Genomic DNA, 25,601 nt, shown 5'->3' on the forward strand with positions numbered 1-25,601 from the left:
AGTCAATTACAACTTTTTTAATATGGGTTAATTTTCTTGCTTTTGTATACCAGAAGTAGTATACTTAGGTAGTAATCAATAAATATGGTTACAAAAATAATATTATGAGGTGAGAAAAATGGTAGAATTGAAAAAAGATGCATTAAAAGACGTTACAACATTATCTAAAACAGCGCCAGTAGCATTGGCAAAAACAAAGGAAGTATTGAACCAAGCAGTAGCGGACTTGTATGTGGCTCACATTGCCCTTCACCAAGTTCACTGGTATATGCGTGGTCGTGGCTTCCTGGTATGGCATCCAAAAATGGATGAATACATGGATAGTCTTGATAGCTATCTTGACGAAATCAGTGAACGTTTGATTACTCTTGGTGGCAAACCTTACTCAACTTTGACAGAGTTCCTTCAACACAGTGAAATCGAAGAAGAAGAAGGAGAATTCCGTAACGTTGAAGAAAGCTTGGAACGAGTTCTAGCAATTTATCGCTACCTCATCGCTCTTTTCCAAAAAGCTTTGGATGTAACTGACGAAGAAGGCGATGATGTTACAAACGATATCTTTGTTGGTGCTAAGGCTGAACTTGAGAAAACAGTTTGGATGCTTACAGCAGAGCTTGGACAAGTTCCTGGTTTGTAAGATATAGTTGCTACCCCTTTTATCATGAGGTGCTTGATAAGTGCCCATGATCAATCATCTTTTAAAAGTCATGTAACTGTAAAAAGTTGCATGATTTTTTTGTCTGCTGGACTTAGGACACATTGTCAAAAGTAGGATTTTACGGTATAATAGTTGCTGTTCAATAACATATGAATTTTAAAGAATAATTGTTAGTTTAAGGAGGACTTATGAACAACTTACCAAATTGCCCAAAATGTAATTCAGAATATGTCTACGAAGACGGAAGTCTCTTGGTCTGTCCAGAGTGTGCCTATGAGTGGAATCCTGCAGAAGTTGCAGAAGTAGAAGAAGGTGTTGTTGCTATCGATGCCAATGGAAATAAATTGGCTGACGGAGATACTGTAACCCTTATAAAGGATTTGAAAGTAAAAGGTGCGCCGAAGGATTTGAAACAAGGAACTCGTGTTAAAAATATCCGTATCGTAGAAGGTGACCACAACATCGACTGTAAGATTGATGGTTTTGGAGCTATGAAACTCAAGTCAGAATTTGTTAAGAAAATCTAGCCATGAAACTGAATTATAAATTTATCTTTTATAGTCGTGTGCTCTTGTTTTTAGCGGCATTTACAGGAGTTTATTTGGAGATTACCAAGCACGGTGGCTTTGGAATGCTCCTTTACTACACAGTGTTGTCCAATCTTTTGGTAACGATTTTCACGGGCTATCTGCTCCGTGTGATGAGCCGTTCAGGTGAAAATTGGCAAAGTTCGACCCTGCTTCGTCTCAAGGGTGGCGTTACCATGAGTATCATGATTACCTGTGTGATTTATCATTTTATGCTTGCTCCGATCGCGACAGACTTTTACCGTGTGGAAAATTTCCTTTGCCACTATATCGTTCCACTCTGGTTTTTAGCCGATACCCTCTTCTTTGATAAACAGGGTCAATACAAGATCTGGGATCCAGTCTTGTGGACCATCTTGCCCTTGGTTTATATGATTTTTGCCTTGTTTAACGGTCTGGTCTTAAAACTCAATATTCCGAATTCCAAGGACAATCCCTTCCCTTATTTCTTTTTAAATGTGAACAAGGGTTGGGACATGGTTATCAAATGGTGTTTGATCATTTTTGCGGCGTATATGGTTGCAGGCTTTATCTTCTATCTGATCAAGCAAATCAAGCGAAAATAGTCTTCCTATTAAGAAAGTTAGGACGGAGTCTCTAGTTCAATCGGGCTCCTTCTTTTCTTGCCCTCTTCCTTTTACAAGGATCAACAGTGAGAAATATACAGAAAGAAAATCCATGAAACAATATTTAGAACGGGCTAGTATTTTGGCCCTCTCCCTCGTTTTGATTACCTCCTTTTCCATATCAAGTGCTTTACCAGCCATGTTTGACTACTATCAGGGCTATCCCAAAGAACAAATCGAGCTCCTAGTCAGTCTCCCTTCTTTTGGGATTATGATTATGCTAGTCTTAAACGGTGTGCTAGAGCGTTTGTTTCCTGAACGTCTTCAGATTAGTCTGGGCCTTCTCATCCTTTCTATCGGTGGAACAGCCCCCTTCTGGTATCAGGATTATAACTTTGTCTTTGCGATGCGAATTTTATTTGGCTTGGGCGTTGGAATGATCAATGCCAAGGCCATTTCCATCATCAGTGAACGCTATCATGGAAAGACACGGATTCAGATGCTGGGGCTCCGCGGATCAGCAGAAGTTGTCGGGGCGTCGATTTTGACTCTAGTGGTAGGTCAACTCTTATCCTGGGGATGGACAGTGACTTTCTTGGCCTACAGTGCAGGATTTTTAGTATTGCTTCTTTATCTGCTCTTTGTCCCTTATGGAAAAGAAAAGAAAGAAACAAAGAGAAAAGAAGCCGAAACGACTCGTTTGACAAGACAGATGAAAAGCTTGATTTTTCTATTGGCTGTCGAAGCAGCAGTTGTTGTCTGCACCAACACAGCTATCACCATTCGTATTCCTAGTCTGATGGTGGAAAGAGGTCTAGGGGATGCCCAGTTATCGAGTTTGGTTTTAAGTATCATGCAGTTGATTGGGATTGTGGCTGGCGTGAGTTTTTCTTTCTTGATTTCTCTGTTTAAAGAAAGGTTGCTCCTTTGGTCAGGTATCACCTTTGGATTGGGACAGATTGTGATTGCCTTGTCTCCGTCATTGGGTGTGATGGTAGTTGGTAGTATTGTAGCAGGTTTTGCATACAGTATAGCTTTGACCACAGTCTTTCAGCTTCTTTCTGAAAGAATCCCAGCTAACCTCCTTAATCAGGCAACCTCTTTTGCAGTTCTAGGATGTAGCTTTGGTGCCTTTACCACACCTTTCGTCCTGGGAGCTGTCGGTATGATCACTCAAAACGGGATGCTGGTTTTCACCCTTCTAGGATGCTGGTTGATTGTCACTTCTATTTTTGTTATGTACGCACTTCAAAAGAAAGCTTAGGAATGATTCCTAGCTTTTTCTTTATTATTTCTGTACCCAGACAATTTCCTTTCTTTAAACTTGTTTACACTTTTATTTCCTGATAAAATAGAAGCTATGACAAGATATAAAGCAATCATTTCCTATGATGGTTACGCTTTTGCTGGCTTTCAGCGTCAGCCCCATGCGCGGAGCGTTCAGGAGGAAATCGAAAAAACGTTAATGAGGCTGAATAAAGGACAAGCCATTACTGTTCACGGTGCTGGTAGGACAGATAGTGGGGTCCATGCTCTGGGACAGGTTATTCATTTTGACCTGCCCTATCAGATGGATGAGGAAAAACTCCGTTTTGCTCTGGATACTCAGTCTCCAGAAGATATCGATGTGATTTCAATTGAGATTGTGGCGGATGATTTTCATTGTCGTTATGCTAAGCATAGCAAGACCTATGAGTTTATCGTGGATAGGGGCCGTCCTAAAAATCCCATGCGTCGTCGCTATGCTACTCACTTTCCCTATCCCCTCGATGTGGAGCGGATGCAGATAGCAATCAAAAAGCTAGAGGGAACCCACGATTTTACCGGGTTTACAGCGTCTGGGACTAGTGTAGAGGACAAGGTTCGGACTATTACAGAAGCTAGTCTTAGTGTTGATGAGACAGGCCAATTTTTGATCTTTACCTTTTCAGGGAATGGTTTCTTGTATAAGCAGATTCGCAATATGGTGGGGACACTGCTCAAAATCGGAAATAATCGAATGCCAGTTGAGCAGATTGACTTGATTTTGGAGAAGAAGGACAGGCAACTTGCAGGTCCCACGGCTGCACCAAATGGCTTGTATTTGAAGGAGATTCGTTATGAAGAATAATCGTATTTTAGCCCTTTCTGGGAATGATATTTTTAGTGGCGGTGGTTTGTCAGCTGATCTTGCCACCTATACCTTAAACGGTTTGCATGGCTTTGTAGCAGTGACTTGTTTGACGGCCTTGACAGAAAAGGGATTTGAAGTCTTTCCAACAGATGACGCCATTTTTCAACATGAATTAGATAGTTTGCGTGATGTGGATTTTGCGGGAATCAAGATTGGTCTTCTCCCTACTGTCAGTGTGGCTGAGAAAGCCTTGGATTTTATCAAACAACGCCCAGGAGTACCTGTGGTGTTAGACCCTGTTTTGGTCTGCAAGGAAACGCATGATGTGGCAGTCAGCCAACTCTGTCAAGAGTTAATTCGCTTTTTTCCTCATGTCAGTGTGATTACGCCAAATCTTCCAGAGGCAGAATTATTAGCTGATCAAGAGATTAAAACCTTGGAAGATATGAAAACTGTAGCGCAGAAATTGCATGAATTAGGAGCGCCAGCAGTTGTTATCAAGGGAGGCAATCGTCTCAGTCAGGACAAGGCAGTAGATGTCTTTTATGACGGAAAAACTTTCACTGTCCTAGAAAATCCCGTTATCCAAGGGCAAAATGCAGGGGCAGGTTGTACCTTTGCCTCAAGCATTGCCAGTCACCTAGTCAAAGAGGATGAACTATTAGCAGCAGTGGAAAGTTCTAAAGCTTTCGTTTACCGTGCTATTGCACAAGCAGATCAATATGGAGTAAGACAATATGAAGCAAACCAAAACAAATAAAATCGCCCTAGTATCTATCTTAACAGCCCTATCCGTAGCCTTAGGTTATGTGGTGAAAATCCCAACAGCTACTGGGATCCTCACTTTTTTGGATGCTGGAATTTTCTTTACCGCCTTTTATTTTGGACGTCGTGAAGGAGCCATCGTTGGAGGTCTAGGAGGTTTTATCATTGACCTTATTTCAGGTTATCCTCACTGGATGATCTTCAGCTTGATTTTCCATGGTTCACAGGGCTATTTTGCAGGTTTTAAAGGCAAATGGCAGTGGATTGGATTAGTCTTGGCCTCGATCGTCATGGTAGCTGGATATGCATTCGCTACTGCTTGGATGAAAGGATGGGGTGTAGCCTTGGCAGATGTTCCTCATAATATATTGCAGAATTTTGTTGGAATGTTTGCAGGATTTCTTCTCTATCAAAGTATTAAAAAGATAAAATAAAAAAGTCAGCTATTAGAGCTGACTTTTTGCTTGTCTAGATTTAATCAAAATAAAGTAAATCTTTGCTGGTGCTTGTAAAGAGGTCGAAACCATCCTTGGTTACGACACCACAGTCTTCGATACGAACCCCGACTTTACCAGGGATATAGATACCAGGTTCAACAGAGAAGCACATACCTTCTTCGATGACCATGTCATTTCCTTCCATGATAGATGGGAATTCGTGGACATCCATACCGATACCGTGACCGAGACGGTGGTTGAAGTACTCACCGTAACCAGCTTTTTCGATGACCTCACGGGCAGCGCAGTCCACCTCATGAGCAGTCACACCTGGTTTGATAAAGTCAAGAGCAGCTTGTTGGGCTTCAAGGGTCAAGTTGTAAATATCTTTTTTGAATTGGTCAGGTTTACCGACAGCGACTGTACGAGTCATATCTGATGCGTAGCCATTGACCATCACACCGAGGTCAAAGAGGAGAAGGGCGTCCTTTTCAACTTTGTTTGCACCAGGAATTCCGTGCGGATTTGCAGCGTTATCACCAGTCAAGACCATAGTATCAAAACTCATTTCATAGCCTTCACGCTTCATGGCAAAGTCGATTTGTGCAATGATGTCTGTCTCAGTCTTGTCAAGAGAAATGTTGTCAAAACCAACTTTTACAGCTTTATCAGCATAGAGACCTGCAACCATCATTTTTTGGACTTCATCAGCTGATTTGATGAGGCGCATGCGTTGGATGCGAGGAGTGAGGTTTTCAAACTCAGCAGTTTCAAAGACAGTTTTCAGACCATGGTATTTGGTCAAGATGAGATTGTCAAACTCAACAGCGACACGTTTGAAATCAAGTTGAGGCAAAGCGTTTTTGATTTTTTGCCATGGATTTTCAGAGTCTACATAGCCCACAACTGGGAAGGAAACGGTGCTACTTGCACGTTCAACCTCAAGGGCTGGGACAAAGAGAAGCGGTTCCTGATCCGCTAGGACAAAAAGGAACATTTGGCGTTCATGAGGATCACTGTAAAAGCCAGTGAGGTAATTGATAGTGACGGGGTCAGATACGACAGCGACGTCTAGTTTTTCTGATTCAAGATATGTTAGGATTTGTTGTAATTTAGACATATGCTACCTTCTTTCTACCCCTCTATTTTGGCAAAAAATGAGAGAAAATGCAAGGGAGAAGGGTAAAAGAACAGGCAAAAAGAACTCCGACAAGATAGGGGAGTTCTTTTATCTAATTTTCCTTAGTTTAAGAAAAGTCAGCCTTGCTTTTCACGTCGCTGTATTCTTCAGCGATTTCTTGGCTGAGGATGTCCTCATAGGCAGGGAGTTGGATGTCCTGACCGTATTTTTTCTTGAGGGCAGTAGTGACTAGGCGATAAGCCAGATTGGCATTACGAGAGAGGATAGGTCCGTGGAAGTAGGAACCAAAGACATTCTTATAATGAACCCCTTCGCCGATTTTTTCTTCGTTGTTTCCATTTCCGTAGACAACCTGTCCCAGCGGTTTTTGGTCATCTGAGAGGAAGGTACGGCCTTGGTGATTTTCAAAGCCATAGTAGTTTTCATCAAAATCTTCATTGTGAATCTTGATGTCCCCGATAAAGCGGTTATTGGTCTGGTTGAGGGTGTAGTGACCCATGACACCGAGGCCTTCGATGCGTTTACCTGAAGCTTCAACATAATATTGCCCCAGTAGCTGAAAACCACCACAGATAGCTAGAACCACACCGTCGTTTTGGATGTAGTTGTCAATGCTCTCTTTTTTAGCAGGTAGGTCTCCTGCGATGATACTTTGTTCAAAGTCTTGACCACCACCGAAAAAGGCGATATCGTAGTGATTTTCGTCAAAGTCATCATGGAGAGAAACGATATCAACTGTTACATGAGACCCCAGTTTTTCAGCCACATACTTGAGCATGAGGATGTTTCCATTGTCCCCGTAGGTATTCATGAGGTTTCCATATAGATGGGCAATGTTGAGCTGATAAGGGTAGTTGCCAGCTTTTGAGGAAAGTGAAGTATAAACCATTAGTTCATCTCCTTTCTAACAATCTGACGACTAGCCAGCAGTTCGCGAAATTCCAGCATAGCAGTATAGGTAGCTAGGATATAGGCATGCTTGCAGTCTTGCTTCTCAATGGTTTTGAGAACTTGCTCCAGATTGCTTGTCTCAGTGATTTTATCAGCTGGATAGCCAGTCACCCGAAGACGACGTGCGATTTCAGAATGACGAACACCGCCAGCATTGATTTCAGGAATATCCATGTCAGTGATTTGTTCAAAGTCAGCATCCCAGATCCAGCTAGTATCAATCCCATCAGCATAGTTGGCGTTGAGAAGGACAGAAAGGCTAAATGGATAAGGGGCTAGTTTAATCATCTCGATAGCTTGGGTCGCACCGACAGGATTTTTAATCAAGACAAGGGTGCATTCCTTGTCACCGATATGGAAGGTCTCCTGGCGTCCAAAGACAGCACGGCTCTTATCAAATCCTTGCTTGATCCGTTGCGAATCTGCACCGAGGAAACGAGCAATGGCAACCGCAGCAAGGGCATTGTAGATATTGTAGAGCCCACCGATTTGGATGCCGTATTCTTGTCCGTCAATGACAAAGCGAGAACGATTGTTGGTCAACTCAACCAGTCCTGTCAAACGATAGTCTAGATCAGGACGTTTGCAACCACAATTTTCACAGATATAGGCACCCAAGTTGGCATAAGTATTGTGCTCATATTTGAGGATGCCTTGACAGTCAGGGCAGAGAATACCTTCGGTATTGTAGTGAGCTAGTTGGGCTGGCCCTTTTTCCAAGTCAAAACCAAAATACTGTACAGGATTTGGAATAGCTGGCTTGTAGAAAAGTGGACTGTCACCATTGAGGAGAACAGTAGCCGTAGGCACCTTACGAATGGCATCCAAAATCATGTTATAAGTTGTGTAAATTTCACCGTAGCGGTCCATCTGGTCACGGAAAATGTTAGTGATGACAAAAAGGCTAGGATGGATGTAGTCACAGATACGAGATAGGCTGGCCTCGTCAATTTCGAGAACGGCAATATTTTTCCCAGTTTTAGAAGATTTGGCGGTCAAGAAGGTTGTCGTAATTCCTGTAATCATATTGGCACCGCTTGGATTGGTCAGAACCTGACCATAAACCTCTTTTAAGATGCCGACAGTGAGGGCAGTTGTCAGGGTTTTTCCGTTGGTTCCAGTGACCACGACAATCTCGTAGTTCTTAGCTAAATTTTGTAAAATATCTTTATCAAATTGAAGGGCGAGTTTTCCTGGGAGCGTACTTCCACGGCCAAGACGGCTCAAGATGAAGTGAGAAGAACGTCCAGCTAGGAGGCCCAAAGTAGTTTTTAATTTCATGTTTCTATTATACCATACTTCGCTCAGCAGTCCCATTCTTATATACAGAGCGATATATAACTCGCTCATTTAAATACTTAAATATCACCAATAAATCGGTAGTGTATTTCCAGTTTAATTTGTCTATTCTTACCTCTACCAATCGGTTGGTGAATAATAATTTTATCAATCAATTCGTTGATAATTTTCGGTGTCAACTTCTCAAGCTGAGTATATTTTCGAATGGTTGTCATAAATTTTTCAATGTTGTGGGCAGATTTCATTTTCACCCCAAGAGTTTCGGTGGCGGTTTGGACTTTTTCATTCAACTCGGCTTGTTCCGACTCATAGCTGTCGCACAATTTTTTGAAGCGATCGTCCGCAATCTCACCCAACAGTTGCTTTTCGTAGAGTCGCTGGATGATAGTATCCAACTCTAGCATTCGCTGTTCGTTTTTAGTCAGCTGTTTTTGTAGTTCGCTGAACTTCTTGGTTTCTTTGATTTCAAACTTGTCCTTCAAGCGTTGTGATAAATCTGCTTCGTTAATCTGAAACGAGTTTATCAGTTCTTGAAGCTCGTTTAAAATTAGGTCTTCCAATACTTCTTTACGAAGATAGTGACCGCCCGAACAAGTATCGCCAGCTCGCTTAAAATGGTAACATTTATAATGGTCGAGGTTCACACCATCTTTTTCTTGTGGGCAAAAACTTAATTTATGTTCGTTTTCGCAATAAAGCAAACCTGCAAACAAGTTTTCGTGTCCTGGTTTATCTTTCCAGTTATGCCTTTGAACGACTCGCTTGTGGTTCATCATTTTTCTTGCAATTTCGAAATCTTCCTTCGAAATAATCGCTTCGTGGCTATCAGGGAAAATTAGCCATTCTTCACGAGGTCGCAGACGACAATTTCGCTGTTTGTAGGAAATTTTTGCGGTTTTCAAGTTAATGGTTGAGCCGATATACTCCTCTTTTTCCAATATTTGCCAAATCATCTGAGTTTTCCAATAACAAGGGTCGCTCTCTAAAATCCGATAGTTCGAAACACCCAGTTTCTTTTTGTAGCGAGCAGGAGTGAGGATTTTGTCATACCTTAAACCTTGAGCTATCTCGGTTGGTGTTCTGCCTGAAATATACTCCGAGAATATCCGTTTAACGATTTCTGAAGCATATTCATCTACCAACCACTCCTTACGATTTTCTGGATTATTGAGGTATCCATAAGGGGTAATCCAGCCGATTTTTTCGCCATTTTTGGCTTTGGTATGTTTCGAAAGCTTAATTTTCTCGCTACACTGCATACTATACCAGTTATTAAAGAGCGAAACCAACGGTGTGAGATAGGCATCTTGGCTGGATTTCTTGTTACTATCTATATTTTCTTGTAGGGAAATGAAGCGAATGTTTTTCGAAGGAAAAACCACCTCCAAAAGATTTCCTGAAAGCAGGTAGTCTCGTGAAACACGGCTCAAATCCTTTACCACAAAATTCGAAACTTGGTTGTTTTCAACCAATGCCAGAGCTTGTTGGAAAGCTGGACGCTGGGCATTTGAACCTGAGTAGCCATCATCGTAAAATACAATTGGGTTGCTCAAATTCTCTTGCTCCGCCAGTTTGCTTAAAATCAAGCGTTGGTTGGAAATTGAGTTAGATTCACCTTCGTTTGCGTCTTCTGCGGAAAGCCTACAATACAAAACGCTAATCTTGCTCAAACCTTCAAACTCAACCTCCGTCCAATCTGGAATCTGCCTTGTTAATGTGCTGTTTGTCATCGTGTCTCCTTTCAATTACACTCTAACCCATGGACAGGATACCTCGAAAGGGCGAATAAGTCCAGTCTTTGGGGCTTACTTTTCCTGCAAAATCAGCTTTTCAAGTAATTCTTTCAAATTTTTCGAACCACCAAATTTTCGGCTAATATTAAAAGTTGCTCGCCCGATTTTGACAATTCGTTCTTTTTCATTATTCATCTGTTCGTCCTCCAATCCATGAACTAAATTCCTCCAGCGTTACCACCTGAAACATTGGGTGAAAGTTGTTTAGCTCGCTTTCTATTTTCTTCGAAATCGCTTCTTTTCGTTTGTCGTGTGGTACAATCCATATAACCAGTGGAAACACACCGTCTTGCTCTCGCTGTTCGATGCCTGTCTGGTAGTAGGCGATGTATTTTTTACACTGGTTCACCACTCGATTGAGGGTTTCGGTCGCCATATCAATTTCATAAAAATAACTGTCCTCATATTCGCCCAAAACCAGCTGGGCAAAAGCATCAGGTTTCAGAAAAATCTTCTTGCCCGAAAAGGTGGCGTAGGTGCGGTGGCAGGTGGGCTCAAAATCGAACCGTTCCAGCTGGATTTTGCCAGCTTCTTCCAACAATTTCAGAAAAACATACGCTTGTGTCACCGCCAGCGTGTGTTCCAAGTGGTGGGCGGTGGGTTCATACTTGTTTTTGAAGCGGTGCGGTCGCTTTAGAGATTTCAAACCTTTTGCCGTGATGTGCCAAACGAAACTGCCTGAACCTGCTCGTACACCACCGATTCGCCGTTCGAGGTGATTGATGAGTTGGCGATTTTTGATATGGTTTAAAAGCAAGTTAGCTCTTCGGAAAGCAGTTCGCGAATGCTGGCTATCCTGAAAATAGAGGGCAACAATCTGCTTGGTGGTCGCATAACGGCACTGGGCGAGTAGGGTTAAAATCTCTCGTTCTTTTTCCGTTAGTTCAATTTTCTCCATTTTGTCCTCCTCGCTTCTTCCGTCCTAAGTTTTTGGGCGGCGTTTCATCTTTCTTGTTTTGAAGTGGGATATTTTCGAAATTGACTAAATCGTCGCCGTAGCGTTCCAAACTTTCGGCATAAAGTTCATCAATTGGCTGAGCATTTTTCGAAAGAGGCAGACTTCGCCCTGAGACCCACTTGAAGTGATTGTAAAAAATCGGCATTTGGGCATAAAAGTGAAAAGGTGCAAGGGTCATAAAATCTTCGAAAGTGAGTTCTGGAGCTTGGCTGGCGAGTTCCTTGGCTTCGTGGTGTTCCAGCGTGAAAATGATTTTACTGCGACAATTACTCAAAACGCTGGTACGCAGAGTAGATGGTAGTTGCGTCAGGTGCTGGCTGGCGAGAATGTAGCCCACTTTCATCGAACGAGACACCGCGAGAGCATCCTCCAAATCTACAGGGAGCTTAAGGAATTGCCCTAGCTCATCAATGTAAATGGGCAGGAAAGGGCGATTTTCAGGGGCGAGACGGGCTTGGTGTAGGGTTAGCTGGTAGATGTAGTTGGTAATAAGCGACCCTATAAATTTAGCGTTTGTCACCCCAATCTGCCCTCGGTTAAGGTTCACCAGCACCACCTTTTTACTCGTGAACAGCTCAATCAAATTAAACTTTTTTGAAGTGGAGGCAAGCATAGCTCGCAGTTCTTTTCGCAATAATAGCTGACGAACTTTGTTCAGAACGGGCGAGATTAATACCTCACGGTTTGCTTCGCTTAGCTGGTTGTAGCCCTGCCAAAAATCCAAGAGAAAGGGGTCGGAAATCTGCGAAAGTATCTGATGGCGAAAGGCAAGGTTGGTTAAAAATTGAGGCAGTTGGGTAAGATTGGAATTTTCAACTTGTGATAGGACGGTTAAGGCGTGGCTGAGCACATCAACCGTGCGAATACCCCAGTTGTCGCTGAAAAGTTCTTGAAAAAGATTAAGCAACATATCTGCCACCAGCTCAGGCGAGGTGTAGCGAGTCAGGTCAAAAGGGTTGAGACCGATAATTTTGTTGCTGGAGCTGGGGTCAATGATAACCAAATCTGCTCGCCGTTCTTTTGGGAAATGAGCCAACACTTCTCGTACCAAGTCGCCTTTAGGGTCAATTAACAGCGTGCTTCTGCCTGCTTGAATATCTGTTAAAATGAACTGGGCAAGCAAGGTAGATTTTCCAACGCCCGTTCCACCTAACACCAAGAGATGCTGGGTGGCGTCTCGAGGTAAAATCTGGAGTGGTTCGTTTTTGATACTTTCACCAAATTTTCGAACAGGCACATCTGGAACTTTATAGCCCAAAGGCAGACGGAGAATTTTGGGGTGAATATTGGCAATCCCAGCCAGCTCGCCTTCGCCAATAGGGGTAAGCCAAAAACTGGCAAGCTCCTGCGAAGAAAGGGTGAGCGGAAAAGACCACGGAATTTGAACCTTATTCACTTTCTCGCTTGAAATCGGGTTGAGAAAAAGTTCGACACCGCTGGATTCTAACATTCGAAAGGCTCCTAAAACAGTATGATATAGCTCATTCTTGCGAAAATGACTATCACTTCGCACACCAATCCGTACATCTGCTTGAAACTGGGCGTGGCGGAGTTTTTCCCGAATCAGCTTGTCGGCATCTTTGGAAAGCTTTGGGATATTCCCTGAAATCCACTGCCACCAAGTGGCGTTAAGGTGCGACAAATCCCGAGCTAGCGGTTGTGGCGGACGCGACTTGCCCACCACAACCTGCACGCAGATTTCCTCCAATGGTTTGAGGTGATGGCACAGTGCTAAAAAGGAACGAGTGAAATTTTCAACACCATCTGTTTTGAGGCTAAAATGGTTACGTTTGATAGCTACACGCCACGCTTTTTCAAATGTTTTTCGCTCTTTAGGGCGAAGTTTCGAAAACTGAATGTCATTGGAAACCTGCAACATTTTGTGTAAATAGGGTGTGTCCATTGGGCTACTGAGAAGCAAATATCGCACCTCGTTTTTCATTAAACGAATCTCCAAAACGAAGGGCTGGCGTCTGGTGTAGCCTGAGAGTCGCACCATCAAATCTAGTATGTCTTGAAATTCCACAGGGCGAGTGTAATCCATTTCATAAATTTCAAAATTTGTTGGGCGTTTCATCGGTTCACCTCCAATCTCTTTTGTTTTTCCAGTAGCGAAAGGCAAGCATTCCGCCACAAATGAACAGAACTAGCAGACTCAAAGGCAGGGCGATTTCGATTAGCCAGTGAACCGCCCGATTGACCAAATAAGCCAGCAGAACGAAAAGCAAGGTGTAGCCAACTATTTTTCGCACACTTCATCATCTGCCTTTCTGTAGTCAATGGGATTTTTTGTATACTTCGGCACAGGGTAATTTGGAATGATAATATCACTTTCAGCTTCTTCTCCCCAGATTGCCCATTTTTTATTAGAAGACACAGGTCTCCGTGCAAAGAGCTCCAAATAATCTGGCTCAGAACAGCGTTCGATGATAGCAAAGAGTTCCTCGGGCTTATGGCTATGGTCTTGTTTAGGGAAGAAACCCCAATTCATTTGACCTTTAAACTTGATAGGAGCTTTTCCGCGAGTTGCGAAAATGACATGCTCGGTGGAATTTCGCAGATAAGTTCCCAAGCCCAGAGTTGGTTTAACCCAAGTAAAAATGCTTTTTGGTTCAAAGCCCCATGCCCGAATAATATCGTAAGATTCTTCCATATAAGAGTTGGAAGTCCAAAACCAGAGATGGGCGTTATCTGCAGCAATGTCCTTTATGGGCATATTGCGGATTTCCTCGTGGCTCATCAGGTTGTAGTGCTTGCAGGCTCCGTAGCTACCTGTTTGGTTCTTCATATAGGGAACATCAGCGAGGATGGTTTTGAATTTCTTTGGTTGAGTTGGTTGTGTCATTTTAAAATCCTTTCTGTTTGTGACGCTCCGAGCATACCAGAAACCGCTAGCAAAAGGGAGCATAAGCAGTTTATGGATTAGGAGCGATGAGAATGGTGCTGTATCTGTTAAGGTGCTATCATATTGCTGTTTTGTTCGGTGATGTAAAAATTACTTCACTTTCTAAGTTCTTTGAGTAGTTCCGCCTGAGCTGAGAGGAATGCCTCATTGATGGCTTGCCTACTCTCGAGAAATTGAGCTAGTTCAATTTCTTCTTCAGTGTAAACAGGAGGAAGATTTTTGTTTTTCTCTTTGACAGGTTGTTTTTTAGATTGAGAATCAAGATATACCAACAAGGCAATAACGCCAGCTACAAAGCCAAGAGCAAACGCAACGATTAAGGGGAAGATAAATTCATTCATAGGGAACCTCCTATCTTATCTGCTGAGAGGCGACCAAAGCAAAAGTCTTGATGATGAAATCTGTGCGTTCCTTAGCATGGGGAGTTTTTGCCAGAATATCTGCCTCGAGCTTCGAAAGGTCGCCTACTTTGTTAAGAATGTCTGCCGTCAGAAGCTGATTCTTCTGAAGAATAGCCATATCTTTGGATAGAGTTTTTGCGACTTCAAGCTGAAATGGATTCGCCAGTTGAGAGATTGTATCTGTTTGATTTTGAGTATTTTGTGGAAGCATAGTTTTTCTCCTTTATTTTTAATGGAATGCATGTTGGTCTTATTCGCCGATAGGCAAGTCCTCCTTTCCTAACACACCTGAGCTCTGGTGTGGTATAATGTTGTTAGCTAACTGATGGTTTAAGTATATCACCGACTAATTGTCCTGTCGTTGTGAGAAAAGAGCCTAAAGTTGTGGTTACAAGTTGGAGGAGGAAAAAGCTATGGAGTTTATTCGATTAGGAACTTTTTGCCAAATTATCAATAATTCACTTTTTGAGAGAATAAATTCTGATTTTGAATTTAAGAAAAACCAAGAAAGTGTCGTAACAATGATATTGCGTATCTTGTCTTATGATTCAAATGATGAGTTGGATGAAAAATATAATGGAGAAGATGGTGAGAAAATATTGGATAAACCTTACTGTAGTAAAATCTGTAAGGGAACAGAAAAAATCCATCTATCCCTCCTAAAATTTTTACAAAAAGATGATTATATAGAGCGAATTTCGACTGTGGAAGGGCAGTTTTCAAGTATTGAAGATGACGCCTATTTCTCGAAATCAGTCGCTTGTCGTAAAATATTAGAGCTTTTCACTTCTCCAACTTACAAAATTATTGAATTCATCGAAAATCCTCATATTGAGAATCGCTGGGAAATTGATGTCAACCAGCTGGAAGAACTCTATAAAAATAAGGAATATGACCGATTTTTAGCGACCTCCTTAGTCTTTATCGCTACTTATATCTCAAATTTAGATAAGAAACACCAACCAGAACTTCAGGAAATCGCTTCTTTGCCAGAGGTCTCAAGTGAGATGTTTGACTCTATTTGTCGGGGCAGATGTTTTGACTCTTTCAGACGCAAAATCCGCATCATTCCACGCAAGGCTACAAAAGATTTTCTTATCAAAAGTGAAACTGTTTTTGAGTCAAAGTTTGTTAATCCAAGATTGATGGAAGATGGAAAATTGACCTATTCTTTCTCTTTCGAAACAAAAGAGGAAGCAGAAAATCATCATTTAAAGGTTACGATTAACGGAGAAGACTTGGAAGTTCACTCGAGGCTTGATACAAGTTGCGACAGCGTCTACCCTAACAAATTGATTCATTCCGTTCACGATATACCACATCACCGCTACTACGAAGTAAAATTAGAAGTGGAACAAATCCGCAAATGTCCCGTCTTTCAAACTTCTTATCGTTTGACTGCACCGTGCAAAAGTTTTAAAGTTAATGTCAGTGTGATTGGTGAAGACAAGGACGATTGGGTAACTTCGTTCAATATGTTTTCGCAAGCCAAATACCGAGACTCTAAACATAATCGTATTAACACCATACCTGGTAGCAATGCGGACAGTGTTGATATCAATCAGTGGATTTCAGAACGAACAGGTTACTCTTTAAATGTTCGTCCTAAAAGAGACAAATGGCTGGATTACATTCCAGACATTGACAAAACATAAATATTAGTGTATAATAAGGCTATAAAATTTAATATTTTCGCAACTTTCCAGAGAACTTCTGAGAATAGTTAATCCCTTGCATTCGGTAGAAAATAAAACAATCTACCGAGCAAGCGGTAGAAATCTATTTTTAGAGGTAACTCACATGTATTCAAAACGCTACAAACAAATCATTTGGAATGATACTGCAGCTAATCCCTACTCAAAAGAAAATCTTGCTCGTAGATTATTGACCTATACCGATGATGCTGAAAAAATTCAGGCATTAACAGGTTTTAACGAGAAAAAGCAAGATGCTTTAAGAGAAAAGAATAGTCAAGCAGTGAAAGTTTTTAACGATTTTCTTCTTCATATAATGGAGTGTCAAAATCAAGGTATTGATTTCAGAAGTTCCAGAAACGGAGCAGATTTAGATACTGCTGTAATGGAAGTTTTAGATTTAACTGAAGAACAATATATTTTGCATAAACAAAGTATTCTAAGGCGTTTAGAGCGTAAACGAAATAAGCGTTCTGTTTAACCTAAGACCTACCCTCGTGGGTCTTTTTCATTTCGTTAATTTTTCTCTAAAATATAACTACCTGCTACAATAGTAAAGAAAGGAGAAATTTTGACAACCCATAATACTAATAAGCAAGAAAATATAGAAACCATAACCATTGGCTATGCCAGAGTTAGCTCAACAGATAATCGGCAAGAATTGGGGTTATCTGTTCAAAAAGAAGCACTCAGCTTTTGCGACAAGCTCTATATCGAAAAAGATTCTGGTGGAAATCAAGACCGTCCCCAACTTGATAAGGCGTTAAAATTAGCTAAAAATTATGCTAAACAAGGTGTTAAAACAAATTTTGTTGTGTATAAATTGGATAGACTTACCAGAAAGATGCTTCACCTCTCTTCCATTATTGAAGATTTAACCAAACATGGTATTCATCTTCAATCAATTCATGAAAATATTGAAACAGATTCTTTAACTGGAAAATTCTTTTGTTTGATGTTGGGTTATGTGGCAGAATGGGAGCTTCAAGCTATTTCTGAACGCACTAAAGACGGACTCCGTAAAGCGAAAGAAAAAGGCGTGAAACTTGGCAACAAAGGAATAGCGAAAGATAAAGAAAAGCAAATTATTGCACAATACCAGCAAAAAGAAATGTCCGTTCGAAATATTGCGAATCAGCTGAACATTTCCACCGCAACCATATATAATGTGCTAAGGCGCAATAGTATTCAAATAAATAGAAAAAATCACCTATAATTGATTGACAAATTCTTAGAAAAATAGTAAATTAAACCTATCAACAGTTTTAGCAAACGGTCGTTTGTTAAAACAATCAAAGTTATCAATAAAAATATTTAAAATGCTGATTTAATAAGGTTTTAGTTACCTTGTTGAATTGGCATTTTTATTTTTTCATTGTTTTAGTTGACGACCGTTAACTAAAACAAGCTCAACCCCTATTGTAGCAGGGATTTTTTGAGTGAAAAATAAAAAATGGAGGTTCTTTATGGGACTTAACGACTTAAAAGCCGATTCAGTTGAGGTGACAACCAAACTTTCGGTTTCTGATATTGGCGTGATTCTTCAAGAAATTTGCGCCGAGTGGAAAACAACCCCAGAAGCTATTCAGAGTAGTTCGGGTGCATTAGCTGATTTTGATGATAGAGCTGATATAGAAATCGTCATTAAAGGTAAAGCTGGCTTATTCTCTCCGCAATTTTATGCAGTTCAGGTTTATGTTTACCAACTTGAGAATGAATGTGGACTTCAGCTCATTGCTTTAGGTGATTCTGGATTTTCGAAAATGTGGTATGGTCTTAATGGCGCGATAAAACTGTCTGAAAGCATTAAACGCCGTGATGCCATTGTAGAACGAATTATGCAATATAGTTCTAGATAGAATAGAAAGAGGTTTAAAATGAATGCTCGTTTAAATCAAAAAGTAGTTCGTGGTGAATTGGTTGAGGTTATTGAAAGCTCAGGTGGTTTTCTTGGCGGAATTGAATATCAATTAGTCGTTGGTGGGAAAATTAAAGAACAATCCAAAGACCTTAGCTATATTCTTAGCGCCTTTGATAGATATTGGTAATTTATTAGAAAGAGTATCGATGAAGAGAAGATTATTTTTCTCATTTATAATTTTACTGTCATGTATTATGCTTTTAGGTTGTAGTTCCCCTAAGAACTTCACAGGTAAATGGAAAACCGATATCTTCGACCAAGGAACTGTTAGAGAAGATGGAGCAAAAATCGCAGGTAAAGCAACTGGACAAGCCGACCTTGCTTCAATTATCTCTAAATATATTCACTGGAATGCTACTATGGAGATAAAAAAGGACGGAACTTTAACAATGGACAACGGCGAAACTTTCTCCGCCAAATGGCATCAAAAAGGCGATAAAATTGTAATTGAAGGAAAAAATATTTCCGGAATTGCAACCCTGTCCGATGACCAAAAGACTTTATATTTTGAAAATAAGCCATTAAATGATAATTCTGATAACCAGAATGGTTTTATGATTGGAGAAAATTCGTTAAAGTTTGAATTTAAAAAGGTAGAATAATGATGAAAAAATTAGGAATGGTGATTACATGTTTAGTGATGATTCTGTTACTTGTTTCTTGTGCAAATAAGAGAAAGGATTTGGTTTTATCGAATTTTCCAAGTATTCAGAATGAGCTAACCGAAAAAGACTTGATTAAGGCAGTTGGAGCACCACACGAGAAGTCCTCTTCTCTTAGCGATGTTACCCAGCTATATGAAAAATTACTAAAAATGGACTTATCTAGTAGTGAATCAATCCTGTCTCAGAAATCAAATTGGACTGTGGGAATAAATGGTATCATTACAGACTACTACGTATACAAATTAAAAGACGGTAAATCAGTGATTGCTTTTCTTAGTAAAGGAAAGGTTGTTGCAATAACAAGAAAAGGTATTGATTATAATTAACGTAAAAGGTAAAGTAATATGAAAAATAGCATTAAAATTCGATTAGCAATTATAACAATAGCCATCATTGGGTTTCTATTTTATGGATTTAGAGATAATGGTTCGGTACTTTATTACGGGCAAAGCTATACAGCAGGTTCTGTATTTAACCCTGATTCGTATCTCTCGGCTGGGCTATTTAAATCCGCAGGTAAAGAGATAAACAAACTGGTTTCGAAAAAGCGTGGAAGTAGCCTTACAGGTGTGATGGTCTCTGCTATAGTTGGTGGAATTACTTTTTTCACACTTTGGCAAGATGACGATTTCAAAGATATTTTAGTGGAAGAAAGAAAACGAGGAGAAAATAATTAAAATGGCCAATTTGGATAATTACTTGATTTTGGTTTTTATTGTAGTAATTGGAATTCTTATCGCTATTCAATTCGCAGGCGAACGTTTTGCAGATTGGCTGACAGATTTAACTGAGCAATTCTTTTCGAAAAGTCTGGATAAGCATGAAGAAAAACGTAAGGCGGAAAAAGAAGAAAAATAAGTTAAGGAGTTACGGTCTAGTTATACTGCCAAATAAAACTAAGATTATCTTCTCTTATTCAAATCTAAGGTATCTAATCCCCCAAAAACCAATATATATTTGACGAATAATAGAAAAAGACGGCTCATTTTTTGAACCGTCTTTTAATTCACTCATAAGATGTATGAACTCAGATTACTTTCGAGTTCTGTGTGTGGAGCGTTTTTCAGCTCCACTTTGACATATGGCTTATTTTGTATTTGCACAATATTTTTCAAAATCTAAAGAAAAACTGCGTTTAAAAATGTCCCTAATAAAGAATAAATTTGGATATAATAGGTGTGATGTCGAACAATAGTAAAAAATTTAGACTTCCAATACTTTTTTCGAAAATTTTTGGTATGAAGCAAATGTAGGCTTTAAAGTGGTATAATAAATGTATAGATAGCTAAACAAAAGAGGTAATTTATCGTGATAATAAAAGCTCTTCGAATTAAAGGTTTTAAAAAATTTAGAGAATTGGAAGTAAAATTCAATGATGAAATTTCGGTTATTGTAGGAGAAAATGAAAGTGGAAAATCCAGCTTATTGTTAGCGTTGGATATAGCTCTAAACCAATCTGTTTTCAATCGTGCAGATTCATCGCTTGATAGATATTTGAATAAAGAGGATATCCAGCATTTCTTTGATAATCCAAGTAAAGATACACTTCCTAAGATTGATATCGAAGTATTTTTAGATTTTCAAGGCTCTATCATAGCATCAGAATTTTCTGGCCTTCACTATAATACTCCTGAAAAAGATAAGTTTTACTGTGGGATTAGATTTGTATATGAATTTGATATGGATTTTTTAAATAATGTCAATTTTGATGAGTTTGCTAAAAACAAAATAATTCCAGTAGAGTATTATCGTGCCTCTTGGAACACTTTTCAAGGAAAAAGTTATAAACGCCAGCTACTTTCAAGAAATACTATATTTTTGGACAATTCTTCTCAGAAATATGACTTGTTTGGTGGGTACGCCAGAAATCTTTATCAGGCTAAAGTGGACTTAAATTTACACCGAGAAGTAGCTTCTGACTTCAAGCGACAACTTCAAGGTTTTATTGATAATCAAAAAGAAAATTTAAAAATTGATGATGATAAACATATTGGATTTGATTCTACTAAAACCGATCTCCTTAAACTGATTGACATTTATGAAAACAATATCTCAATTCAAGATATGGGGAAAGGAAAAGAAAATTTAATTAAAATTGAGACCTCTTTATCTAATGGAATATTTGATATTATCTTTATTGATGAGCCTGAAAATCATTTAAGCTTTACTAATACAAGAAAATTAATTGACCTANTGAAACAACGAACTAACGAACAAGTAATTGTAGTGTCGCATAGTTCGCTGGTGGTGAGTAGACTGGACTTGAAGAATGTAATATGGCTTTCAGACAAAGAAACAAAAAGCTTAAAGAGTTTAGATGATGATACATCAATGTATTTTTCGAAAATTGATAACTTGGACATTTTGAGATTTATATTGGCTGAGAAGGTTATTTTAGTTGAAGGTGCGGCGGAGTATATCATTCTTCCAGCTATTTATCGAAAGGTTTTAGGTAGTAAGATTGAGGCTGATGGTATTGAGATAATTTCTATGGGGAGTATTTCCTACGAAAGGTATCGTAAAATTGCAGAGTCCTTAAATAAAAAAGTTGTAGTAATTACTGATAATGATGGAAAGAATAAACAATACGATAATACAGACTTATTTAGTATTTTTTCTGATGAGAATATTGAAAATTGGACACTCGAAGTTGCTTTTTATAATTCCAATAAGAGCACTTTTGATAAAGAATATAAAGACAAGAAGACTGAATCCAAATATAAGGAAGATGATATGCCCAAAGCTTGTGCACATATGTTGAAAAATAAAACTGAGACCGCACTGTTTATTGAGAAAAATATAGAATCACTTTCTATTCCAAATTATTTAGTTGAGGCGATTCAATGGATAAAAAAATAGTATTAGCTTCTGCTGGTGCAGGAAAAACTTATTTTATTGCAAATGATTTTTCTGAAGATAAACGAGTATTTCTTATTACATTTACCAATCAAAATGTTGAAAATATTCGAAATGAATTGTTAAAACGCTTCAAAGGAAAAATTCCAGAAAACATCAAAGTTTCAACTTTTGATTCATTTGTATATAATCAGTTAATTAGACCTTTTGAGCCTATTGCTAATTTTCCAATCATAAAGAGCAAAGGTGTTGAAGTTAATATTGAACCAGAGACTGACCCTCGTAAATATGGTTACTTTAAATTGGATAACCCTAAGCATTTTTTAATAGATGGTAAATTCTATGTATCCAGATTGAGTAAATTTTTTATAAAGCAAGATAATAATTTCAAAAAGATGTCTCTCAATAGATTGAATAATTTTTGTGATACTATCTATATAGATGAATTTCAAGATTATAACGGTTGGAATTTTAAACTTTTAAAGTATCTTCTGGAATCATCTAAGAATAGCATCGTGGCTGTAGGGGATATTTTTCAAAGCTTAGTAGCTCCAATTCGAAGGGATGGAAAAGGCTCAGATTTGCCATTTTCTGAAATCTCTTCTGTTAAAGATTTATCTCAGAAATTATCTCCTAAAATTAAGATTGATACAGATACTCTAATAAAAAGTCGGAGAGTAGCTCCAAAAGTTTGTGATTTCATTAGTACTCATTTGAGGATTCCTATTGAATCTCTATCAGATAACAATGGGGAAATTAGGTGGTTAAACAGTGCTTCTGAAGCGAATCAAATTCTGATTGATTCTAATATTCCTAAATTAGTTTGGGATAAAAGAATAAACCATAATAGGATAGATAATTCTATTAATTGGTCTTATTCAAAAGGCGATACTTACCTTCAAACTTGTGTAATATTAACTGAGCCAACAAGTGACTTATCAAACTGGGTTAATCTATCTAATAAGTCAAGAAATAGGCTATATGTCGCATTAACTCGTTCTTTAGGGGATGTTTATCTTATTCCTAATACTGTATTTGGGGAGTGGAAAAATAAGTTTAACTAAAAAAAGATTAGACTTATTAGTTAAAGGGAGTTATCATGGATACACCAATAAAGCAAAGGAGATTTTATGGAAAAATTCACCAACAGAAATATTTAAAATAATGAACTTGAACAAGAGCAGTTCTCGCTTCAAGACCGCATTCGAAATATCCACAATTTCTAAAACGAAGACACCACACGAGACCAAGAAATTGCTATAGTAGCCAGCGTGATTAGGTGAGGTGTAGTATAAATACAACATCAGGGAACATGTATGTGATATTTTGGAAGGTGGAGAAGACGCATTTACGAGGAGGGGGAAAATACAGTATCAATCGTTAACAATGATTTATATCTGCAAAATAACAGGAATAGTTATTTTTGCGTTAAAGCCTAACACACACATTTAGCTCGATGAAACTCGGGCTTTTTGGTTGGGTGAATGCTTTTACGCAGTGGAGAAAGGTAAAATATAGTAGATTAAATCTGGAATAGTCCACGGACTTTTCTAAAAAATTATTAGGAACTGGTTTGAATTTCGCAATTAAATTGTTCAGTTTTTATTTCGTTTAACTATATTTAAGGTAAATCGATAGCTTCTTGCGTTCGCTTCGCCTTTCGGTTCGGGTTGCTTAACTTTGCACTAGTACCGCCGTTTCTGCCCAATTTTGGCACACGACTAATATTGTATTTATACACAATATTAGTCTGTGTAGAGGAGGGCGGAGGAATCTTCAAGAAAATATTCTAAGCTTTTTATTTCCTTTTTTTGCTTCTGTTGCGATGGATTACCTTTCGAAAATCTCCAGCAGTTGAGCTTTTCACAACTTCACATTTTCACAAAAAATACCAGTAAAAAATCTTAATTTTTAGCCCAAATACTGATGTAAATTAAACTCAAAAATAGGCTGGACTTCATTACTACAGAGAGTTATGATGGACATGTAAAAGAAATTTAACAGATAGGAGTGATATGTATATCGATTTAGAAACTGAAATGTATCTACAAAAATTAGAAAGCAAAATACGCCAGCAAACATATTGGGGTGTTGTGCCAGAAATGCCAATTGAATGGCAATCAGACCAATTAGGATTTTATTTTAACGACCCGATATCTTTGCCCACATTTTTAACGAAACTACGAGTGTTCGAAAAAGGTTTTGCCTTCGATTATGTTGAAACTAATGTTTTTAAACGCAAAATAACAGTTTTTGCCATTAACGAAAGCAAAGAAAAGTTTATTGCGAAAATCGAAAAGTTGCTCACTTGCCAAAGTAGAGGCGAGATGTGCGAAACCTTGCTATACATTTTAGTAACGCCAGTAACTTGTATCGATGAAGCGATTTGTTAACCTAAAATTACAACAAAATTGCCCCAGTTTTGCGACTGGGGCGTTTGTTTCGAATTGAAAATATATAGAAAATTTTATAATACAGTGTAAAAATGTCAGAAAAATTAAAAACAGTTATAAATAATACACTACTATTGACAAAGTGTAAGGATATCGTTATATTAGTAACACCGAAGATTTCTTGTTTTGTCTAACCAACACATTTTTAATGAAAGTGAGGATGGGACAGATAAAAAGATAAAATCAATGTTGACTGCAGCAGGTGCTGGTGGTATTGGTAGCGTAGTCTCTGTTCATATATTAAAAATACCGTTCGAAAATCTTACTGTGATAAGTGTAGTGATAGTCGTTATTTCACTAATTATTTGTTGCTTTGCATTCTTGGTTATCAATTCTAACAGAAGAACCAGAAATTCAAAAGAGCTGATGGCCACTTGGCTTAGAAAGGGTAATAACTATACTAAACCTAGGAATAAAGCTTCACCAAATAAAAGAAAAAATCACCACTAATAGTGGTGAAGCTAATGCAAATCAGTCTTATCGTTCTCTTGTTGGTTAACTATAAGGCTGATAACTAAAAATAAGAAATCTTCTCCCCAACGGTAGTACGAATATCGTTGGGATTTTCTTTATCTCAAAAGCATATATTTTATAGCTACTTGAGATAACTTAATCTATTATACAGACTTTAAGTAATTGTGTCAACAGTTTTGTTGAAAAAAGCATTAAAATAACTAAAATTAAACTTGGCTTTGTAGTTCAATGTTTAAAACTTCGACCTTTTCTTCCTGTAATTTGCAATTCTAAACGGCAAATTCTTCCAAATCTTCCGTTTTGCAACAAGTAGTATAATATTCTTCGGCACACTCAGAATTAAGAAAACGGCAAGTATAAACCCAAGAATCTTCGTCCGTGATGGAGATTTTCACTTCGAAAACGAGGATTAAAAACATATCCTCCACCGTATAACAGTGTAATTCTTCGAAAGTTGTAAGGTGAACTGTTTCAATTTGGAGGAGTTTGGGTGGAAGAAAATTTTGAAATTTGGCTGAATCATATCTCTCCAATAGTAGTCAAAATTTTCGAAGGCTTTTAGTTTTGCTTTGTTACCAATTTAAAGCTCGGTGGGTACTGGAGCTTCTTGCGACAGTTTGCCCAACTCGTAACTCACACGAAGCATTTCTTGAAGCGTCCAGACCGAAATATCGTGAAAATCTTGGCTGTCTGAATTTTGGCGTTCCAGCGTAGGGATTCTGCCAATCATGCTGGCTACTATAGCAATTTCTTGGTCTCGGGTGGTGTCTTCGTTTTCAAAATTGTGGATATTTTGAATGCGGTCTTGAAGCGAGAATTGCTCTTGTTCAAGTTTATTATTTTGAATATTTCTGTTAGTGAATTTTTCCATAGAAATCTCCTTTGCTTTATTGGTGTGTCCATCATAGCTCTCCGTAAGGAAAGAGTCAAGCACTTTTTCACGAAAACCCCAACGACTTAAAAT

The 25,601-nt window shown here is 38.8% G+C and carries 31 protein-coding genes; 20 read left to right on the forward strand and 11 right to left on the reverse strand.

Annotated elements, in window-relative coordinates; translation table 11 throughout:
• The first annotated feature begins 118 nt into the window (after window positions 1–118).
• The 7 genes from D8802_RS03645 to D8802_RS03675 all read left to right on the forward strand — a co-directional run bounded on the left by D8802_RS03645 (window position 119) and on the right by D8802_RS03675 (window position 5,123).
• Window positions 119–637 carry a Dps family protein gene (locus tag D8802_RS03645; RefSeq protein ID WP_125394816.1) on the forward strand — a complete coding sequence of 173 codons (519 nt, stop codon included), beginning with the start codon at window positions 119–121 and terminating at the stop codon, window positions 635–637.
• Between the two features lie 209 nt (window positions 638–846).
• Window positions 847–1,185, forward strand: a complete 339-nt coding sequence (locus tag D8802_RS03650; RefSeq protein WP_001061600.1) for a zinc ribbon domain-containing protein YjdM — start codon at window positions 847–849, stop codon at window positions 1,183–1,185.
• A gap of 2 nt (window positions 1,186–1,187) precedes the next feature.
• The gene (locus D8802_RS03655; RefSeq protein ID WP_125394817.1) at window positions 1,188–1,811 is read left to right on the forward strand and encodes a Pr6Pr family membrane protein; all 624 of its coding nucleotides are present in this window, start codon (window positions 1,188–1,190) and stop codon (window positions 1,809–1,811) included.
• A 112-nt stretch (window positions 1,812–1,923) separates the two neighbouring features.
• Window positions 1,924–3,075: an MFS transporter gene (locus D8802_RS03660; protein WP_125394818.1), complete on the forward strand. Its 1,152-nt coding sequence runs from the start codon at window positions 1,924–1,926 to the stop codon at window positions 3,073–3,075.
• Window positions 3,076–3,171: 96 nt separating this feature from the next.
• Entirely contained in the window at window positions 3,172–3,921 is a 750-nt protein-coding gene (truA, locus tag D8802_RS03665) for a tRNA pseudouridine(38-40) synthase TruA (protein WP_125394819.1), read from the forward strand.
• The gene (locus tag D8802_RS03670; RefSeq protein WP_125394820.1) at window positions 3,911–4,684 is read left to right on the forward strand and encodes a bifunctional hydroxymethylpyrimidine kinase/phosphomethylpyrimidine kinase; all 774 of its coding nucleotides are present in this window, start codon (window positions 3,911–3,913) and stop codon (window positions 4,682–4,684) included. Before truA ends, D8802_RS03670 begins: the two co-directional genes overlap by 11 nt.
• Window positions 4,662–5,123, forward strand: a complete 462-nt coding sequence (locus D8802_RS03675; RefSeq protein WP_125394821.1) for an ECF transporter S component — start codon at window positions 4,662–4,664, stop codon at window positions 5,121–5,123. Before D8802_RS03670 ends, D8802_RS03675 begins: the two co-directional genes overlap by 23 nt.
• 40 nt (window positions 5,124–5,163) lie before the next feature.
• Here D8802_RS03675 and D8802_RS03680 read toward each other — a convergent pair whose 3' ends face one another.
• From D8802_RS03680 to D8802_RS03720, 10 genes are all read right to left on the reverse strand, one after another.
• A complete protein-coding gene (locus D8802_RS03680) occupies window positions 5,164–6,246 on the reverse strand; it encodes a M24 family metallopeptidase (RefSeq protein ID WP_125394822.1) in 1,083 nt (360 codons plus the stop codon).
• Window positions 6,247–6,373: 127 nt separating this feature from the next.
• Complete coding sequence (gene gatD / locus D8802_RS03685) at window positions 6,374–7,156, reverse strand: lipid II isoglutaminyl synthase subunit GatD (RefSeq protein ID WP_125394823.1); 783 nt, start codon at window positions 7,154–7,156, stop codon at window positions 6,374–6,376.
• Window positions 7,156–8,499, reverse strand: a complete 1,344-nt coding sequence (murT, locus tag D8802_RS03690) for a lipid II isoglutaminyl synthase subunit MurT (protein ID WP_125394824.1) — start codon at window positions 8,497–8,499, stop codon at window positions 7,156–7,158. The genes gatD and murT overlap by 1 nt, the downstream gene beginning before the upstream one ends.
• A 77-nt stretch (window positions 8,500–8,576) precedes the next feature.
• The gene (locus tag D8802_RS03695) at window positions 8,577–10,247 is read right to left on the reverse strand and encodes a recombinase family protein (RefSeq protein WP_125394825.1); all 1,671 of its coding nucleotides are present in this window, start codon (window positions 10,245–10,247) and stop codon (window positions 8,577–8,579) included.
• A gap of 75 nt (window positions 10,248–10,322) precedes the next feature.
• Window positions 10,323–10,445 (reverse strand): hypothetical protein, encoded by a 123-nt coding sequence (locus tag D8802_RS10305; protein WP_260468399.1) that lies wholly within the window; start codon window positions 10,443–10,445, stop codon window positions 10,323–10,325.
• On the reverse strand, window positions 10,438–11,208 hold the full coding sequence (locus tag D8802_RS03700) for a replication-relaxation family protein (RefSeq protein WP_125394826.1): 771 nt from the start codon (window positions 11,206–11,208) through the stop codon (window positions 10,438–10,440). The genes D8802_RS10305 and D8802_RS03700 overlap by 8 nt, the downstream gene beginning before the upstream one ends.
• Window positions 11,195–13,345, reverse strand: a complete 2,151-nt coding sequence (locus D8802_RS03705; protein ID WP_125394827.1) for a type IV secretory system conjugative DNA transfer family protein — start codon at window positions 13,343–13,345, stop codon at window positions 11,195–11,197. The genes D8802_RS03700 and D8802_RS03705 overlap by 14 nt, the downstream gene beginning before the upstream one ends.
• Window positions 13,346–13,507: 162 nt before the next feature.
• The gene (locus tag D8802_RS03710) at window positions 13,508–14,113 is read right to left on the reverse strand and encodes an MT-A70 family methyltransferase (protein WP_125394828.1); all 606 of its coding nucleotides are present in this window, start codon (window positions 14,111–14,113) and stop codon (window positions 13,508–13,510) included.
• Window positions 14,114–14,268: 155 nt separating this feature from the next.
• Window positions 14,269–14,514: a hypothetical protein gene (locus tag D8802_RS03715; RefSeq protein ID WP_125394829.1), complete on the reverse strand. Its 246-nt coding sequence runs from the start codon at window positions 14,512–14,514 to the stop codon at window positions 14,269–14,271.
• Between the two features lie 10 nt (window positions 14,515–14,524).
• Window positions 14,525–14,785 carry a hypothetical protein gene (locus tag D8802_RS03720; RefSeq protein ID WP_000937528.1) on the reverse strand — a complete coding sequence of 87 codons (261 nt, stop codon included), beginning with the start codon at window positions 14,783–14,785 and terminating at the stop codon, window positions 14,525–14,527.
• Window positions 14,786–14,987: 202 nt separating this feature from the next.
• Here D8802_RS03720 and D8802_RS03725 point away from each other — a divergent pair, with 202 nt between their 5' ends.
• The 13 genes from D8802_RS03725 (at window position 14,988) to D8802_RS10125 (ending at window position 24,613) form a co-directional block, all read left to right on the forward strand.
• The gene (locus tag D8802_RS03725; protein WP_125394830.1) at window positions 14,988–16,229 is read left to right on the forward strand and encodes a hypothetical protein; all 1,242 of its coding nucleotides are present in this window, start codon (window positions 14,988–14,990) and stop codon (window positions 16,227–16,229) included.
• Window positions 16,230–16,374: 145 nt separating this feature from the next.
• Complete coding sequence (locus D8802_RS03730) at window positions 16,375–16,749, forward strand: hypothetical protein (protein ID WP_125394831.1); 375 nt, start codon at window positions 16,375–16,377, stop codon at window positions 16,747–16,749.
• Window positions 16,750–16,839: 90 nt separating this feature from the next.
• Window positions 16,840–17,484, forward strand: a complete 645-nt coding sequence (locus D8802_RS03735; protein WP_125394832.1) for a recombinase family protein — start codon at window positions 16,840–16,842, stop codon at window positions 17,482–17,484.
• A 250-nt stretch (window positions 17,485–17,734) separates the two neighbouring features.
• Window positions 17,735–18,127 (forward strand): hypothetical protein, encoded by a 393-nt coding sequence (locus tag D8802_RS03740; RefSeq protein WP_125394833.1) that lies wholly within the window; start codon window positions 17,735–17,737, stop codon window positions 18,125–18,127.
• An 18-nt stretch (window positions 18,128–18,145) separates the two neighbouring features.
• A complete protein-coding gene (locus D8802_RS10120; RefSeq protein ID WP_185758190.1) occupies window positions 18,146–18,316 on the forward strand; it encodes a hypothetical protein in 171 nt (56 codons plus the stop codon).
• A gap of 19 nt (window positions 18,317–18,335) precedes the next feature.
• A complete protein-coding gene (locus tag D8802_RS03745; protein WP_260468400.1) occupies window positions 18,336–18,791 on the forward strand; it encodes a hypothetical protein in 456 nt (151 codons plus the stop codon).
• On the forward strand, window positions 18,791–19,180 hold the full coding sequence (locus tag D8802_RS03750; RefSeq protein ID WP_125394834.1) for a hypothetical protein: 390 nt from the start codon (window positions 18,791–18,793) through the stop codon (window positions 19,178–19,180). The genes D8802_RS03745 and D8802_RS03750 overlap by 1 nt, the downstream gene beginning before the upstream one ends.
• A gap of 18 nt (window positions 19,181–19,198) precedes the next feature.
• On the forward strand, window positions 19,199–19,531 hold the full coding sequence (locus D8802_RS03755) for a hypothetical protein (protein WP_031227997.1): 333 nt from the start codon (window positions 19,199–19,201) through the stop codon (window positions 19,529–19,531).
• Between the two features lies 1 nt (window position 19,532).
• A complete protein-coding gene (locus tag D8802_RS03760; protein WP_125394835.1) occupies window positions 19,533–19,712 on the forward strand; it encodes a hypothetical protein in 180 nt (59 codons plus the stop codon).
• Between the two features lie 450 nt (window positions 19,713–20,162).
• Window positions 20,163–21,713 carry an ATP-dependent nuclease gene (locus D8802_RS03765; RefSeq protein ID WP_125394836.1) on the forward strand — a complete coding sequence of 517 codons (1,551 nt, stop codon included), beginning with the start codon at window positions 20,163–20,165 and terminating at the stop codon, window positions 21,711–21,713.
• Window positions 21,698–22,774, forward strand: a complete 1,077-nt coding sequence (locus tag D8802_RS03770) for a UvrD-helicase domain-containing protein (RefSeq protein WP_125394837.1) — start codon at window positions 21,698–21,700, stop codon at window positions 22,772–22,774. The genes D8802_RS03765 and D8802_RS03770 overlap by 16 nt, the downstream gene beginning before the upstream one ends.
• A 951-nt stretch (window positions 22,775–23,725) precedes the next feature.
• The gene (locus tag D8802_RS03775; protein WP_125394838.1) at window positions 23,726–24,103 is read left to right on the forward strand and encodes a hypothetical protein; all 378 of its coding nucleotides are present in this window, start codon (window positions 23,726–23,728) and stop codon (window positions 24,101–24,103) included.
• A gap of 186 nt (window positions 24,104–24,289) precedes the next feature.
• Window positions 24,290–24,613 carry a hypothetical protein gene (locus tag D8802_RS10125; RefSeq protein WP_125394839.1) on the forward strand — a complete coding sequence of 108 codons (324 nt, stop codon included), beginning with the start codon at window positions 24,290–24,292 and terminating at the stop codon, window positions 24,611–24,613.
• A 604-nt stretch (window positions 24,614–25,217) separates the two neighbouring features.
• Here the strand turns inward: D8802_RS10125 and D8802_RS03785 are convergent.
• Window positions 25,218–25,508, reverse strand: coding sequence for a DUF6900 domain-containing protein (locus D8802_RS03785; RefSeq protein WP_125394840.1), 291 nt, complete (start codon window positions 25,506–25,508; stop codon window positions 25,218–25,220).
• Window positions 25,509–25,601 lie beyond the last annotated feature (93 nt).

The sequence above is a fragment of the Streptococcus oralis genome (assembly GCF_003943395.1).
Lineage (GTDB): Bacteria > Bacillota > Bacilli > Lactobacillales > Streptococcaceae > Streptococcus > Streptococcus oralis_BF.